Source organism: Serratia sp. N21D137, assembly GCF_047530005.1.
In the GTDB taxonomy this organism is placed as follows: Bacteria; Pseudomonadota; Gammaproteobacteria; order Enterobacterales; family Enterobacteriaceae; genus Chania; species Chania fonticola_B.
In genome coordinates this window covers 25,202-40,657 of record NZ_JBLJAJ010000006.1, presented here as the reverse complement: position 1 = coordinate 40,657, position 15,456 = coordinate 25,202, and the positions used below count along the sequence as shown (strand labels likewise).

12 protein-coding genes are annotated in these 15,456 nt (G+C 53.3%); 8 read left to right on the top strand and 4 right to left on the bottom strand.

The annotated features are described in order from the left end of the window. Positions 1-120: 120 nt before the first annotated feature. Genes ACMV5H_RS06880 through ACMV5H_RS06870 form a run of 3 tightly spaced genes read left to right on the top strand, consistent with a single transcriptional unit; the run spans position 121 to position 3,456 of the window. On the top strand, positions 121-1,155 hold the full coding sequence (locus ACMV5H_RS06880; protein ID WP_414821627.1) for a glycosyltransferase family 9 protein: 1,035 nt from the start codon (positions 121-123) through the stop codon (positions 1,153-1,155). 22 nt (positions 1,156-1,177) lie between these two features. Beyond that, positions 1,178-1,672, top strand: a complete 495-nt coding sequence (locus tag ACMV5H_RS06875) for a molybdopterin-dependent oxidoreductase (RefSeq protein WP_414821626.1) — start codon at positions 1,178-1,180, stop codon at positions 1,670-1,672. Further along, positions 1,669-3,456, top strand: coding sequence for a hybrid sensor histidine kinase/response regulator (locus ACMV5H_RS06870; RefSeq protein WP_115159358.1), 1,788 nt, complete (start codon positions 1,669-1,671; stop codon positions 3,454-3,456). Before ACMV5H_RS06875 ends, ACMV5H_RS06870 begins: the two co-directional genes overlap by 4 nt. Here ACMV5H_RS06870 and ACMV5H_RS06865 read toward each other — a convergent pair. Together ACMV5H_RS06865 and ACMV5H_RS06860 are read right to left on the bottom strand one after the other, a co-directional pair. Further along, positions 3,446-4,297: a helix-turn-helix domain-containing protein gene (locus tag ACMV5H_RS06865; protein WP_021807381.1), complete on the bottom strand. Its 852-nt coding sequence runs from the start codon at positions 4,295-4,297 to the stop codon at positions 3,446-3,448. The two genes, ACMV5H_RS06870 and ACMV5H_RS06865, sit on opposite strands and share 11 nt — an antisense overlap. Before the next feature lie 397 nt (positions 4,298-4,694). Next, positions 4,695-5,231: a TetR/AcrR family transcriptional regulator gene (locus ACMV5H_RS06860; protein ID WP_414821660.1), complete on the bottom strand. Its 537-nt coding sequence runs from the start codon at positions 5,229-5,231 to the stop codon at positions 4,695-4,697. Positions 5,232-5,616: 385 nt separating this feature from the next. On the opposite strand from ACMV5H_RS06860, the gene ACMV5H_RS06855 reads away from it, so the two are divergent. Further along, on the top strand, positions 5,617-6,837 hold the full coding sequence (locus ACMV5H_RS06855) for a Tm-1-like ATP-binding domain-containing protein (protein ID WP_414821659.1): 1,221 nt from the start codon (positions 5,617-5,619) through the stop codon (positions 6,835-6,837). Positions 6,838-7,017: 180 nt separating this feature from the next. Then, positions 7,018-8,376 (top strand): Fic family protein, encoded by a 1,359-nt coding sequence (locus ACMV5H_RS06850; RefSeq protein WP_115159356.1) that lies wholly within the window; start codon positions 7,018-7,020, stop codon positions 8,374-8,376. Positions 8,377-8,660: 284 nt separating this feature from the next. Here ACMV5H_RS06850 and spy read toward each other — a convergent pair whose 3' ends face one another. Beyond that, positions 8,661-9,164 (bottom strand): ATP-independent periplasmic protein-refolding chaperone Spy, encoded by a 504-nt coding sequence (gene spy, locus ACMV5H_RS06845; RefSeq protein WP_094982431.1) that lies wholly within the window; start codon positions 9,162-9,164, stop codon positions 8,661-8,663. A gap of 411 nt (positions 9,165-9,575) precedes the next feature. On the opposite strand from spy, the gene pdeR reads away from it, so the two are divergent. Next, the gene (gene pdeR, locus ACMV5H_RS06840; RefSeq protein ID WP_021807377.1) at positions 9,576-11,567 is read left to right on the top strand and encodes a cyclic di-GMP phosphodiesterase; all 1,992 of its coding nucleotides are present in this window, start codon (positions 9,576-9,578) and stop codon (positions 11,565-11,567) included. Between the two features lie 19 nt (positions 11,568-11,586). Here the strand turns inward: pdeR and ACMV5H_RS06835 are convergent, their stop codons facing one another. Beyond that, the gene (locus ACMV5H_RS06835; RefSeq protein WP_115159354.1) at positions 11,587-12,453 is read right to left on the bottom strand and encodes a crotonase/enoyl-CoA hydratase family protein; all 867 of its coding nucleotides are present in this window, start codon (positions 12,451-12,453) and stop codon (positions 11,587-11,589) included. Positions 12,454-12,774: 321 nt separating this feature from the next. Here ACMV5H_RS06835 and yhjD point away from each other — a divergent pair, with 321 nt between their 5' ends. After that, on the top strand, positions 12,775-13,770 hold the full coding sequence (yhjD, locus tag ACMV5H_RS06830) for an inner membrane protein YhjD (RefSeq protein ID WP_115159353.1): 996 nt from the start codon (positions 12,775-12,777) through the stop codon (positions 13,768-13,770). Between the two features lie 341 nt (positions 13,771-14,111). Next, positions 14,112-15,434 (top strand): MFS transporter, encoded by a 1,323-nt coding sequence (locus ACMV5H_RS06825; protein WP_021807376.1) that lies wholly within the window; start codon positions 14,112-14,114, stop codon positions 15,432-15,434. The last annotated feature ends 22 nt before the right edge of the window (positions 15,435-15,456 follow it).

Genomic DNA, 15,456 nt, shown 5'->3' with positions numbered 1-15,456 from the left:
GTAAACTCCAATCTTTTTAATGCTATTTCGCTTATTCTCACCTGCAAAGCGCGGCGTTTTCTGCCATTCTTTTGCCTATTCCTCCTAGCCTTAGCCACGCCTTCGTAGACAGGACAAATAATGGAAGTGTTAACAAAAGATGAAGTGTTATATCACCGGGGAAGTTTGCTGACGGCAGACGGCGTCATGGTCGCCTCATGGGATCTTGAACAACAGGAGAGTTTTTCCGGTGATTATTTTAGCCTGGCTGGCTACCGCGGTATCCGCAATGCCGCTGCGGCCCCTTTCAGCGTGGATTATTGCAACGAATCGGTCGTGCACATCATTAACGGCATGGGCGTAACGCTGGGCGATTCCATTATTGGCCTGACCGCGCTTGAGGCGCTGCGCGAGTTTAATCCCAACCTGCACACTATTATCTACCGGCCAGGGCGCGCGCCCCACTATGTCGATCAGCTTTATCATCTGGCGGCAGGCGTGGTGGCGGATCTCCGTTGGCTGCCGTGGAAGGCAGAGCATATTCCAGAACAAGAACTGTGTATCGATGCCGGTAATCAACTGTTCTGGCCAGCCTTCACCACGTTGCCGATGATCGATTTTTTTCTGCAGGCGCTGGGCGTTGAACCTGCCGCTATTCCTGCTACGGCGAAAGCCAACCGCTGGATGCAAAAACTATGTCTGCCGCCATTACCTGAACGCTGGCAGAACAAGCCCTACGTGCTGTTTTGCCCCACCGCCAGTACGCCGTTACGCAGCATTCCGGCCAGTGCCCATGTGCCACTGGTGAATGCCCTGTGGGAGAAATTTGCCTGCCCAGTGCTAGGATTTGGCGCGGTAGATCATCCGCATTATGTGGATATTCAACCGCTTTCCACCACGACCGCGGATTTCCTGGCCTGGGTGAAGCATGCCCGCTATGTTCTGACATCGGATACCGCTGCGGTGCATATTGCCGCTGGTTACGATGTGCCAACCACCGCCTTCTTTACCTCAATCGCTCCCGAATTGCGGGTGCGAGACTATCCTTTATGTCAGCCTGTCTATTTTGCCATCCCCGAGCTGAACAACGTGCAGGCCAGCGCCAGAAAGCATGACCTGGAGCAGGTCGAACTAGCCTTTACTACCCTGATGCTAAACGAATTGCCGTGGGCCTGATCCCCGGACTGGAGAACTACCGATGCTGTTGACCGCAATAAGAAATACCGCATTTGCCCTGCTGGCTTTGGTCATTACCCAAACCAGCGCAATCAGCTTTACCCTGGAAGTTGGCGGCAAGATTAAAAACACCACCGACGCCGAGAACAAAACCTATGTCTTTACCGATAAAGAGCTGTTTGCCATGCCGGTCCACAGCATCACGACCACCACGTCGTGGACGCCAAGAGTAAAATTCGATGGCGTATTGCTGGCAGATATTTTGGCTAAAGTGGGGGCCGAAGGCACCATGATGACGCTCTACGCGCTGAACGATTATTATATTGATGTGCCCATCTCGGACGTGGCTAAATACAATATGATCCTGGCCTATAAAATGGGCGGGGAAATGTTAAAGGTGCGCGATTTCGGGCCGCTGTTTCTGATCTATCCCCGCGATGCCGGGGGCGCGGAGCTCAACTCTCCGCTGTATAACTCGCGCTTTATCTGGCAGATCAACAGGATAGTAATTAAATGAAGTTAGTCCGCTTCAAAGACAGCGGCAGGTTGGCCATTCCGGCCATTTTTGCCGCCTTATTCCTGCTCGCCTCGACGGTGACGCTGTATTACTACAGTGCCACCTTGTCCAAAAAAGGGCTGTATGCCGTTGCCGGTACGCAGGAGAACTACTCTTGGTCGATCGCCAAGTTCGCCATCAAGCTGGCGGAATTTGAAACCCTGGTGGAGCAGCAAAAAAGTACCAAACAGGTGGATATCGATAACCTGAGGCTAAGGTTCGATATTCTCTATTCTCGCTATTCGGTGCTCGCCCGCCCGTCAGAATCGACCCTGCCGCTGTATCACGAGCCTGGATATCCCGAGCTCGTTGAACGGATGCGCAATGAAATTACCCAGTTGGATCAGTTGGTCAACAGCCCTCAGGTAGATCTGGGGTTGATTTCGCAAGCCATGCAACAGATCAAACCTTCCGCGATTATGATGGCCAACCTGGCGGACCACGCTGAAGTGAAACAGCGCACCGGGGCTTACGAAGATTTTATCGAGAAAAGGCGCATCATCTTTTATGGCCTGGTGATCATTATGTTCTCGGTGATCGCGCTGATTGCCATCACGCTGATCGTCATCCGCCAGCAGCGCCAAACCATCAGCCAGCAGTCGAAGGCCATTCGCGCAGAGCAAAAGGCTATCCGCACCAAAAACGCCTTCCTCGGGGCCATCGGCCATGAACTGCGCACCTCGCTGCAAAGCATTATGTCCGCCATTGATGTGCTGACCAATACCCGCGTATCCCATGAGCACAAGGATACCTTCCACCGGCTGGAAACAGCCGCCGAGCAGATAGAAAGCCAGATGAAGGATCTCACCGATTATGCACGCCTGGACAGCGGCATGATGGAGCTGCGCATTGTTCCCTTTAATGCCCAGCAGGTGATCGACGAAACGACGGATGAAATCGCCATGCTGACCCATAAACCTGGGGTCAAACTGGTACGTGAAGTGGAGTTTACCCATGCGCAGGTCTATTCAGACCCTCAGCGGCTGAGGCAAATCGTGGTTAACCTGCTGACCAACGCCTTTAAATATACCGAAAGCGGCACCATCACGCTGCACAGCTGCCTGCGTAGCCAACCGGCGGGAAGCTCGTTAATCATTGAAGTCACGGATACCGGCATCGGTATCGACAATGCCCTGCTACCGCAGATTTTCGAGCCCTTTACCCAGCTCGATCAGTCAAATACTCGCCAATACAGCGGGGTTGGCATGGGATTGGCGATCGTCCACGGCCTGGTCGAATTGCTCGATGGCACGATCACGGTATACAGCGAAGTGGGAGAAGGCAGCACCTTTATCGTCAGCATCCCCGTTGAGATCAGTGAAGAACAGTTGCCGGAGCAAAGCCCACGTCCGGCAGCGACGCTGTTGAAAAAAGAGCAGCAAATCCTGGTGGTGGACGACAATCCTGCCGCAGGCATGGCCTTTATCGCCCTGCTGGATAAGTTGGGCTATCAATATGAGCTGTGTGACTCGTCGGAACGTGCGCTGCAAAAGCTGTTGCGGCGGCCTTACGATGCCTTGCTGCTCGATCTGCAAATGCCCGGCATCGATGGTGTGGCAGTGGCGCAACAACTGCGTGACCAGCGTGGCCCGAACCGTAATATCCCGATTATCGGTATCAGCGCCTATACGCCGGAGCTGCTCCCTAGCGAGCAACGCGCCATGTTTGACGATTACCTGATGAAACCGGTACGCATGGAGGCGCTATCCACCTCACTCACTTCGCTGTTTGTCGCTACAGATTAAAGCACCGTTGCAGTGCGGCTTCGATCACATGGAGCCGCACCGGCTTTTCATACGGGCCGAGCACGTCATAATCACGCATTGCTCTGGCAATCTCTGACTCACGCAAATCGGTGCCCAACTGGCCGGTCAGCACCAGGATCGGCGCATCCGCATGATCGGAAGTGCGAATGGTTTCGATGCATGTCTGCGCCGTCTCATGGCCTATCAACCAATCCACCACATAGCCATCAAACGGGCTTTTGGCCAACGCCTGGCAGAAACTGCTGACGTCATAGAAAGCCACCGCATTAAATCCTTGGCTATTGAGATACTTGGTTAGCTCATCAGCGGCCTGATGTGCATCGTCCAATACTGCAATGCTCAGGCGATCGTCCTCGCTAAGGCCGGGGCGGATCTCGATCAGTTCGACAGCAAAATACTTGCCCTGTGGGGCTTCGCCGGCTCGATAAACGATCCACTGCCCATCCTGCTGCAAGCCAACAAACTCGGCCTGCTTGCTGCCCACTAGTTCGCTGCTAATGTGCGCCACGCAAGGTAACGCCACCCCGGCCACAGAAAAGATGGCATCCTGTGCCACAGTGGACCCAACAGACTCGCTTTCGGGGAGAATGTCGACGATGGACGCCGGCGTTTCTCCCAAGGCCAGTGCCACGCTGTTGATTTGCTCCAGCGTCCATGGGCTCTGGCCTTTCAGCTTGCGGTGAGCATGGGAAAAACTCAGATCCAAAATGCGGCTGAGTTCCTTGGCATGTTGTCGCTTGCCGATCCCATGTTGCAAAAAGAGTTCCCTGACCTTGCCTGCAATCGACTGCGAATCGAATTTTTGATGATTGTTAAACATGTTATCCTTCGATATATCTCGCTGATTTTTCAGTCGCTTTGACACCCATCCGTACAAAAACGTTATCGAAATCTCGCATACTATACAATCTTAGCCTAATAGCTTGCTTGACATACCATCTTTTATGGTCAAACATGGTATCAGAAGTGATGTATTATAAAAACGATAGTAGAACGATAAGTTAGTAATAACCATACCAACACCAGGGAAATTATAAGCCGGCCACAACACCTGATTAAAGTATCAACAGGGAGTTGCAAGCTGAGCAAGTTTAACCGCAGAGTTAATTGCTTCACCCCTCGTTAAGCCGGGGCCCGCAAGGGTTCCGGTTTTTTATTTGCCAAAAAACCAATGAAAAGGCCGGAGAGCACTCCCCGGCCCGTCACTCGTTCGCGGATTATCCCTCAACTCTCGCATCTTCCTCAGCCTGACTTATGATGGCTTTGGCCATCCACTGGGTTACATCCTGAATATCATCGAGCTCTAAACCCCAAATGTCCTTCAGCACCAGGAACACCTCGGAACCATAAATCAGCGAAAAGGCGTGGATCACGCGTTGCAAGGCTTCAGCAGGGAGTTTGTTCTGCAAGGGCTCAACCGCCAGCTTCAACAGCCGCTTGCGATTGCCACGCACAAACTTTTCGCCCGGCGTCGCGTTAGCCCATTGCTGGAGCGATAGCTGTAACGCCGCACGTAGCGCGCCTTCATGCTGCTCCATCTGCGGGTAGGCAAACGCCAACAGTTGATGAATGCGCTTGAGCGCATCGTTATCCTGCGGTTGCCATTCAAGGATCGGCCCCAGGCTTTTCGCCACAACGGCGGAGATCAGGGCACTTTGGGTGGGAAAATAGCGATAAGCGGTGGCACGAGAGACCTGCGCATGCGCCGCTAGCTCAGTAATCGAAGGGAAGACTCCACCATCGTAGAGCTCCATCGCACAGGCCAGCAGCAAGCTGCGGGTTTTGGCACGAGTATGTGTCAAAGATTCATCCCGTGGAGCGGGAAATGCGGATATTGGCACGTTTTCCTCGAACTTCCTCGTATCTTCCAGCCTTGGAGTCAATACGATAGACAGCCTCACCGACAGATCCTGGCCCATCGGCAACGTAAAAAATTACAGCTAAGATAGCCAAAAACGGGACTCAAGTCTCACTTTAAACAAATTAATGCTTGCAAAAATGATACGGCAGTCTCATTATGGCCAACAAATAAACGATAGTACCTTATTGTCCGACACCAGGGTTCACCACCTACTATAAAAAATAGCATTAAAATCAATTTGTTCAGGCCTTTGTCTGAACCTTTTTCAGGAACAGATGATGAGCAGCACCCCGGCTTTTGTCTATATTGCTACCACAGCAGATACTAAAGGACAAGAACTGGAATATGTCCGTCATCTGATCGCCAATCTCGATTTACCCGTCATCACCCTCGATCTCTCCACTTCCGGTAAGCCTTCTCTGTATCATGCGGACGTTTCTGCGCATGAGATCGCGGGTTACCATCCGGAAGGTGAGCAAGCCGTTTTTTGTGCTAATCGCGGGCAGGCGATTGCGGCCATGGCTATCGCTTTTGAGCGCTTCATGCTCTCACGTCGTGATGTTGCTGCGCTGCTCGGTTTGGGCGGGTCTGGTGGCACCGCGATCATCACGCCCGCCATGCAACAGTTGCCCATCGGCCTGCCAAAGCTGATGGTGTCGAGTATGGCGGCGGGTGATGTCGCTGGCTATGTCGGCTCCAGCGATATTGCCATGCTGTATTCCGTCACCGATATCGCCGGGCTAAATCGCATTTCACGCAAGGTATTGAGCAATGCCGCCAACCAGATAGCCGGCGCCATCCGCTTTCATATCGATGATGATGCCGACAGCAAACCTGCCACCGGCCTGACCATGTTTGGCGTCACTACGCCTTGTATCAAGGCCGTGACCAGCGCCATTGAGCACGACTGGGATTGCCTGGTGTTTCACGCTACCGGCAGTGGTGGCCAGGCAATGGAGAAGCTGATCGACAGCCGCTTGCTCAACGCCGTATTGGATCTGACCACCACCGAGGTGTGCGACTATCTGTTTGATGGCGTGTTGGCCTGCAACGAAGATCGCTTTGGGGCCATTGCCCGCACCGAGATCCCTGGTGTGATGTCATGCGGAGGGCTGGATATGATCAACTTCGGTCACCCGAAAACCATTCCGGCCCGCTACGCCAATCGTCAATTTTATTGTCACAACAGCCAGGTAACGCTGATGCGCACCACGGCGCAGGAGAATACCCAGTTAGGGCGCTGGATTGGTGACAAGCTGAACGCCTGCGCCGGGGAAGTATGCTTTGTCGTACCGCTGGGCGGCTTTTCAACCTTGGATGCGCCAGGGCAACCCTTCTGGGATCCACAAGCGCTGAGCGCTTTTGTTCACTCGCTGGAACGGACGCTGGTACAGACCGCAAAACGCCGGTTGCTCAAGGTACCGTACCATATCAACGATCCCCTGTTCGCCGCGGTTATTATCGAACAATTTAATGCCATTGCTGCTACAGCTAAATAATCCTGTCAGAAATTAAAATCGTGTCGATGGCCCTACTATGGGCCGCAAACCCTTTAATGGGCCGGTAAAACTTAAATTGGGCCATAAAACCTGATACAGTGGGCCATAAATGGCAAAACGGGCCGTAAATATCATATTTTTCGGTCCGTGTTTTTACTGGCCCGCAGGAAACAAACATCGATGACATCCTCAGTTACCCTACCCAACCTGCAGCAGGCCATCCTAACCGCCATCGCTGCCGCGAAAACTCCCGTCAGTTCTGGGGAACTGGCGAAGCAGCTTCAGGTCGGTCGCTCCACCATCAAGCGTCATATTGAGGTCCTGCTCAGGGAAGACAGAATCATCCGATACGGCACCGGACGAGGAACCCGTTACACCCTCTCTGGGCAACAGACAGAGTTGGTACAACTCACTTCTTCGGTCACAACAGACAGTGGCATCGCACCTCACACCACGGAGGCGCAAGCTCTTCTCAACTACCTACACTCCCCACTGACTAGCAGGGAGATTACTGGTTATGACCGAAGCTTTGTGGAAGACTACATCCCGAACCAGACCTTTCTGCTGTCAGAGTCTCTTGCCAGGGCACTAATGGAAGAAGGGAAGATGGCCGGGCAGCAACCTGCAGGGACCTATGCCCGAAAAGTGCTGGAGCAGTTGCTGATTGATTTATCCTGGTCCTCATCGCAATTGGAAGGCAACCGGTATTCCTTGCTGGCAACCGAGGAACTCTTTAAAAGCGGGACAGAAGCCGGGGATATGGATGCAGTGATGCTGTTGAACCATAAGCAGGCGATTGAGTTTATGGTCGATGCCGTCCCCGAATCCGGACTGACTGGCCCTGTCATCAGCAACCTTCATGCTCTATTGATGCACGACTTGCTTTCTGAACCGGAAGGTCTCGGGGCCATCAGGAAGAAGATAGTGAATATCAGCGGAACAACTTACACTCCGCTGCAGACACCTTTCCTGCTGCAGGAGATGTTTGACAAAATTATTGAGAAGGCCCGGCAAATCATAAATCCGGTAGAGTCCGCATTTTTTCTGTGGGTCAATCTTGCCTACCTGCAACCCTTTGAGGACGGTAACAAAAGAACCAGCAGGCTCGCGGCCAACATTCCGCTGATGCTGTATAATAGTGCCCCTTTGTCCTTCCTTGACGCTGATGCCACGAATTATGCATACGCCATGATGGGGGTCTATGAAAAGCGTAATGTGGCTCTAGCGGTGGAGTTGTTTGAGCATCTGTACCGTCGCTCAATAAAACGCTACGCCGTGACACTCCAGGCAATGGGTGTTCCTGACCCGTTCAGACTGCGCCACCGGGAGGACTTAAATACAGCCATCCGCTATATCGTCACCGACAGGGAGAGTATCGAATCCGCCCTGCTAGCCATCACTATTGCCACAGAAGATAAGGAGCAGTTCAGGGCTCTCCTGCAGGATGAACTCCGGGTACTGAACACGCACAACTGCGCCCGGTATCGCCTTTCGATGCGTATGACGGAACAGTGGATTAAAGACGGGAAACCGGCCTAGTCGCCCCGTTCAACCCATGCGAGATCCGCGGGAAATAGGCTGTAGGCGCGGCAGCACATACACCATCCTCAATTTTTCATTCCAGATGGTCTTCGGGGGAAAATTCATTAAGAGTGATGATTTCAAACTGGTATTACTGGGGAGAGAGATCTTTGAACATGGCGGCCAGTCTATTTTTTACACTAACTTTATTAGGTTAAATTTTAGCTTCACGGTCAGGACGTTGTCATTAATAAAAAAGCCGGGAAAATAACCCGGCATTTTTATTTTGACAGCAATGTTAATTATTCAGCAGCAGGGACATGATCGCGCATTTTCTTCATATGCTCCATCATCTTCTGCTCGCGTTTCTGATAATTCTCATTGTATTGTTTTTTCTGCTCTGGCGTTAGCAGGTTATACATTTTGTTTTCCGCTTTGGCACGTTCCAGCATGTGCTCGGATTGCGCTTTGCCGATTGCATCGATCTGGGCTTTTACCTTGGCTTCGTCAAAGTTTTCCGAAGCGATCATACTGTGTAGCGCCTGGCGCTCGTCTTTAGCTCCTGGGCCGCGTTTTTGATGCGACTCTTTCATAATATCGCGCATCTGCTGGCGTTGATCTTTGGTCAAGTTCAAACCAGCAAAGAGATTGTCTCTTTTCGCCTCTTTATAGTGCATCATTTTTACCGGGGCGGCAGGTGTGGCCGATGCGGTTGCCGGGGCGGTAGTTGCATCGGCAGCAAAGGCGGCAGAAGCAGAACCCAGGGCTAAGGTTGAAGCGACAAATAAAGCAGTCAGTTTACGCATAATTATTTCCTTAAAAGTTATTCTTCATCAGGAGCGCTGTACGTTAACAGGCTCACTATCTCGTCGTCGGAAATAATAGTATGCGCATGAATATATAGTAATGCGAGGGAGTGTAAATTTTTTAAAATCAAAAATGGCAATATTCGTCAATTATGAATAAATTATGGAGAAGGCGTCTGTTATTTGGAAGATTACATGACCCAAGCGTAATTATTAGTGTGGCTTTTGTCCACCTCCAGCTTGGGATTAATTTAGCATCCCTAGCCACAACTCTGGCTCAACGAAGCCAAAAACTGATTTTCGCACACTGCGCGGTTCTCTTTTACACTCTATACAGACGTCGTTCACGCGATCCCCATCGTCTTTCAGGCTGCAGCGTAGGGTCCGGCTGTCCCATTTTGAGGAATGAACATGTTCGCAGACCAAGGCCCGATACTCCTTAACACCCATTTTGGCACCAGCAGCCCTTACTGGCATCTGGCGTTTGACAGCAATGCCCTGCAGTTGACGGCAATCAAAGGCAAAACACACCTTGCCGTGGCCCTCGACGAAATGCAGGCGGCGAAAATCCGCCGTCTGAGCGGGGTCACCGCCAGCCTGGATCTGACCATCCAGCTCAGCGGCCAGCCCATCCACCTGCATTTGGTCGGCCGCCGGATCAATAAATTTGAGTGGGCTGGCACCGCCTCTGCCTATACCGATACCGAAGCCGTGGCACGTGATTTGGTGCACGGCCTATCGTTTGCCGAACAGGTGGTGTCAGAGGCTAATTCCGTCATTGTCATCGTTGACCAACACGGCCGCGTCCAGCGCTTTAACCGCCTGAGCGAAGAGTATACCGGCCTGCAGGAACAGGACGTGATTGGCAAAAACGTCTTCAAGATGTTTATGAGCCCCGAAGAGGCCGCAGCATCCCGGCGCAATATTGCCAACTTCTTTCACAACGGGGCCTCTTATGAGGTGGAGCGCTGGATCAAAACGGTCAAAGGCGAGCGGTTATTCCTGTTCCGCAACAAGTTTGTCCACAGCGGCAGCGGCAAAAAAGAGGTGTTCCTGATCTGTTCCGGCACGGATATCACCGAAGAACGCCGTGCCCAGGAACGCCTGCGGCTATTGGCCAATACCGATACCATCACCGGCCTGCCAAACCGCAACGCCATTCAGGATGATATTAACCGGGCGATAAGCGAACGCGGTGAAAGCCACGTAGGGCTGGTCTATCTCGATCTGGATAACTTCAAAAAAGTGAACGACGCCTATGGCCATATGTTTGGCGATCGCTTGCTGATCGAGGTGTCCCACGCCATTCTCAGTTGCCTGGATCATGGAGAAAAACTTGCCCGTCTGGGGGGCGATGAATTTCTGGTGCTGGTCACCCAGGCCGACCGGATCATGCTGCAAGAGCTGGCCCAGCGCATTATCGATCGCTTGCAAATGCCCTTCCGCATCGGCCTGATCGAGGTCTACACCGGCTGTTCGATTGGCATTGCCCTCTGCCCGCAACATGGCCACGATCTGGACAGCCTGATCCGCAGCGCCGATACCGCCATGTACGTCGCCAAGGAGCACGGCAAACGCACCTTTATCGTCTTCTCGCCGGACATGAACCGCCGCGTTGCCGAATACATGTGGCTGGATACCAACCTGCGTAAGGGGCTGGAACAGGAGCAACTGGTGGTGTATTACCAACCCAAGGTCACAACGCTCAACGGAGCCGTGAACAGCGTAGAGGCGCTGGTCCGCTGGGATTCGCCGGAGCGCGGGCTGATCCCACCGCTGCAGTTTATCTCCTATGCCGAAGAGTCAGGGCTGATTGCCCCACTTGGCCGCTGGGTGCTGCAAACCGCCGCTAAACAGGCTGCCATTTGGCAGCAGCAGGGGCTGAATTTACGCATTGCGGTTAATCTTTCCGCCAGGCAGTTGGTGGATGACAGCGTGGTAGACGATCTGGTTGAGGTACTGCGAGAAAACCAGCTTTCTCCCTGCACTCTGGACTTTGAGCTGACCGAGAGCAGCCTGATAGAAGATGAGAATCGGGCTCGTGAGGTGATCGCCCGGCTACGGGCCTTGGGCGCCCAGGTACACCTGGATGATTTTGGCACCGGTTACTCCTCTCTGGCCCAGTTGGCACGTATCCCGCTGGACGCTATCAAGCTGGATCAAAGCTTTGTTCGCGGCGTCAATCTGGCCCCGGTATCACAGTCATTGATACGCGCCATCGTCGCGGTCGCCGAAGCGCTACAGTTCAAGGTGATTGCCGAAGGGGTCGAGACGGACAGTGAAAATCGTTTCCTGGACTGCGTAGGGGTCGATGAAAAACAGGGATTCCTGTTCGCCCGACCGATGCTGCCCGAACAGTTGGAGCAGTGGCTGAAAACCTATAGCCCGCAATCACCAAAGTGATGCGGGCGGGAATTAACGCTTAGCCAGCGTGACGCTGATTAAGCGTGTGCCGATCCTGCAACATCACCAACCGTTCAATGTACAGGCGATCCTTCTCCTCGATGGTAAAGGCCGCGTGCACCCAATCCTCGGTAATGTCCATCAGCTCGGAGCGGGTTAACTGTAATACCCGCTGACGCGCGCGTAACATGGCACGCATACCGTTCAGCTTGGGCCTGATGGTGTCGATGAAGGTACGAGTCGCCATATAGGCATCACCTGGTTGAAACAGCTTATCCACCAGCCCACAGTTTTCGAACCATTCGGCAGTGTGAGACTCACCGCTCCAGATCAGTTCTTCCGCCAGGCGCATACCTGCCTTGCGGGCTACCAGTGAATAACCGCCCATACCGGGAAACAGATTGAAGGCGATTTCTGGGAACCCCATCCGTGCGTTGTTCTGCGCCAAAACAAAATGGTGCGCCAATGCCGCCTCAAAACCGCCCCCTAGCGCGCTGCCCTCCACCATGGCAATGCTGATGGCCCCGGTATCAAAACCTCGTGCTGCCGCATGCACACAGTCGATACAGGCCCGGGCATATGCCATCATCGCCTCACGCTTGCGGTTTTTGATCGCTTCGGCAAAAAAGCTCAGATCCCCGCCGACGTTAAACATGTTTTGCACCAGCGAGCCGGTGACCCAGAAGTCGAACTGCAACGTCGACTCTTTCGCCGCCTGCGCCAGCGTCATGATGTCTTCTATCAGCGCCTGATTGAAGCAAGGGCGCGGCTCTGCACGCAGTAACATCCACATGATGTGGCGATCTTCCTCGTAATAAGCGGAAAGTTGCGACAGGTTGCCCGCTTCGGTAAATGGACGACAGGTGGGATGATTGAATAATTTCATAAGACCTTCCATTTTATCTATTGATTCAGGAAATAACCGTTCCAGCCCCTACGGCTGCAGTAGGCGCATGCCGGATAAAAAAGCGCGCGCCATAAGATGAGTAAAAGCCTTCCTGGCGCTGAGATAGATAAAATTGCAGGGATCCGGCAGAAAAACAGACGTGTGGTGAATAGGACAAAATCGAACGTTCTTACTCGCAGTTGTTGGTAGAGGCCATCATCAGAATTAACCCAATCTCGTCCATTAGCGACCAAATCGAGGGCATATTTGGCTATAATCAAGCACATGCCCATTGATTTACCTGAAGGATACCGTGACGTAATGCAGAATAAAGCCGCTCCAGAGCAGCCTGAGGCCATTGAGAAACCGACGATCGCCATCAAAACCGGCAACCAAAAACTGGATAAAGGCCTTTCGGGGTTCGCTCGCCTGATAGAGCGCGTTAAAGCCTGGCCCACCATCGCTCACCTGCTGCGAGCCACCGAACGCTTCAACGACCGTCTCGGCAGCCAGTTTGGCGCCGCCATTACCTACTTCTCGTTTCTCTCACTGATCCCGATCCTGATGGTGTCGTTTGCCGCCGTGGGCTTTGTGCTGGCATCTAACCCGGATTTGCTGGCCGAATTGATCAACAAGATCGTCAACAGCATCAGCGATCCCACGCTGGCCAGTACCTTGAAGAACACGGTGAATACCGCCATCCAGCAACGTACCACCGTCGGCCTGACCGGTCTGGCGCTGGCGCTGTACTCCGGCATCAGTTGGATGGGTAACCTGCGTGAGGCGATCCGCGCCCAGTCCCGAGACGTCTGGGAACGTAATCCGCAGGATCAGGAGAAAATCTATTTTCGCTACACCCGCGATTTTATTTCATTAACTGGCTTGGTGGTGGCGCTGATCGTCACTCTGTCTTTAACCTCGATTGCGGGTTCTGCCCAGGCGGCCATCGTGCATGCGTTGGGACTGGATGGCATTGAATGGCTGCGGCCAGCGATGACGCTGATCGCGCTGTCGATCTCCATTTTTGCCAACTACCTGCTGTTTCTTTGGATCTTCTGGATGCTGCCACGCCATAAGCCGAAGAAAAAAGCGCTGCTGCGCGGCACCCTGATCGCCGCAATTGGCTTTGAAGCCATCAAGTTTGTGATGACCATGACGCTGCCGCAGGTCGCCAAATCACCTTCCGGTGCCGCCTTTGGCTCGGTGATCGGGCTGATGGCGTTCTTCTACTTTTTTGCCCGCCTGACGCTGTTTTGCGCCGCCTGGATCGCCACGGCACAGTATAAAGAGGACAAAAACCTGCCGCAGGGCAAGTGAATATCCACCATCAGCATGGTATTCATGCCAGTCGCAAGGTTGCGACTGGTTTTTTATTTCAACAATCAACTCAAAAAGCAGTCAATAACTCTAAAACAAGACTAACCGATTGGCAAAAACCAGCATAACAAACTACCCTATAACTTTTCTTTGCACCTTTTCCAGTCATTCTCTCTGCGTATGGCTCACTTCACCACGTTAACAACCATAGAACGTCAACTCGTTAAAACATTAGTCTTTTTAACGGTTTATTTGCCAGATAGTACAAAATCTCCCCGTTGAAAAGCCATTTTGCTATGACTAAGATGAATTTTTCCCTAGTCAAAATATAAGAAATAACTATGCAAGCCACCATCGCAACCCCCTTGGACGCCGATGCCGCGTCCACACCGGTTAACTCCCGGGGAAAAGTCATCGTCGCCTCTCTGGTCGGTACCGCCATCGAGTTCTTTGATTTCTATATTTATGCCACCGCTGCGGTGATCGTATTCCCGCATATCTTCTTCCCACAGGGTGACCCGGCTGCTGCAACGCTACAATCGCTGGCCACCTTCGCCATCGCCTTTGTGGCAAGGCCAATCGGCTCTGCTCTGTTCGGCCACTTCGGCGACCGCGTCGGGCGGAAGGTCACCTTGGTGGCTTCACTGCTGACCATGGGGATTTCCACCGTGCTGATCGGCCTGCTGCCAAGCTATGCAACCATTGGCATCTTTGCACCGATCCTGCTGGCGCTGGCACGCTTTGGCCAAGGCCTGGGTCTGGGTGGTGAATGGGGCGGTGCCGCGTTGCTGGCCACCGAGAATGCGCCTGCCAACAAACGTGCGCTGTACGGCTCTTTCCCGCAGTTGGGTGCACCGATCGGCTTCTTCTTCGCCAACGGCACCTTCCTGCTGCTCTCTTGGTTGCTGACTGACGAACAGTTCATGACCTGGGGCTGGCGCGTACCGTTTATCCTCTCTGCCGCGCTGGTGCTGGTGGGCCTGTATGTGCGTATTTCGCTGCACGAGACTCCGGTTTTTGCCAAGGTGGCCAAAGCGGGCAAACAGGTGAAGGTCCCGCTCGGGACGCTGTTGAGCAAACACAAAAAGGCGACCATCCTGGGTACCTTCATCATGCTGGCTACCTATACGCTGTTCTACCTGATGACCGTTTACTCCATGACCTACGGCACGGCCGCAGAGCCGCTGGGGCTGGGATATTCACGTAACAGCTTCCTGTGGATGCTGATGGTAGCGGTGATTGGTTTTGGCGTGATGGTGCCGATCGCCGGTTTGCTGGCCGATGCCTTTGGCCGCCGCAAGACCATGATTGTCATCACCCTGTTGATGATCGGCTTTGCCTTCCTGTTCCCGAGCATGCTGGGTTCCGGTAATCAGCTGTTGGTGATGGCTTTCCTGCTGCTGGGGCTGAGCATTATGGGCTTGACCTTTGGCCCGATGGGCGCACTGCTGCCTGAACTGTTCCCAACCGAAGTGCGCTACACCGGAGCCTCGTTCTCGTATAACGTGGCCTCGATCCTGGGGGCTTCGGTAGCGCCTTATATTGCGACCTGGTTGGCTAACAACTACGGGCTGTTCTACGTTGGCATGTACCTGGCGGCCATGGCCAGCCTGACGCTGATCGCGCTGCTGCTGATGAAAGAAACCCGCCACACGTCTCTGTAATCCTCTCCCGGCCCCCTGCCTA

Coding starts and splice junctions, on each gene's coding strand:
- ACMV5H_RS06880 (WP_414821627.1), top strand. CDS start 121: ATGGAAGTGTTAACAAAAGATGAAGTGTTATATCACCGGGGAAGTTTG.
- ACMV5H_RS06875 (WP_414821626.1), top strand. CDS start 1,178: ATGCTGTTGACCGCAATAAGAAATACCGCATTTGCCCTGCTGGCTTTG.
- ACMV5H_RS06870 (WP_115159358.1), top strand. CDS start 1,669: ATGAAGTTAGTCCGCTTCAAAGACAGCGGCAGGTTGGCCATTCCGGCC.
- ACMV5H_RS06865 (WP_021807381.1), bottom strand. CDS start 4,297: ATGTTTAACAATCATCAAAAATTCGATTCGCAGTCGATTGCAGGCAAG.
- ACMV5H_RS06860 (WP_414821660.1), bottom strand. CDS start 5,231: ATGGAGCTCTACGATGGTGGAGTCTTCCCTTCGATTACTGAGCTAGCG.
- ACMV5H_RS06855 (WP_414821659.1), top strand. CDS start 5,617: ATGAGCAGCACCCCGGCTTTTGTCTATATTGCTACCACAGCAGATACT.
- ACMV5H_RS06850 (WP_115159356.1), top strand. CDS start 7,018: ATGACATCCTCAGTTACCCTACCCAACCTGCAGCAGGCCATCCTAACC.
- spy (WP_094982431.1), bottom strand. CDS start 9,164: ATGCGTAAACTGACTGCTTTATTTGTCGCTTCAACCTTAGCCCTGGGT.
- pdeR (WP_021807377.1), top strand. CDS start 9,576: ATGTTCGCAGACCAAGGCCCGATACTCCTTAACACCCATTTTGGCACC.
- ACMV5H_RS06835 (WP_115159354.1), bottom strand. CDS start 12,453: ATGAAATTATTCAATCATCCCACCTGTCGTCCATTTACCGAAGCGGGC.
- yhjD (WP_115159353.1), top strand. CDS start 12,775: ATGCAGAATAAAGCCGCTCCAGAGCAGCCTGAGGCCATTGAGAAACCG.
- ACMV5H_RS06825 (WP_021807376.1), top strand. CDS start 14,112: ATGCAAGCCACCATCGCAACCCCCTTGGACGCCGATGCCGCGTCCACA.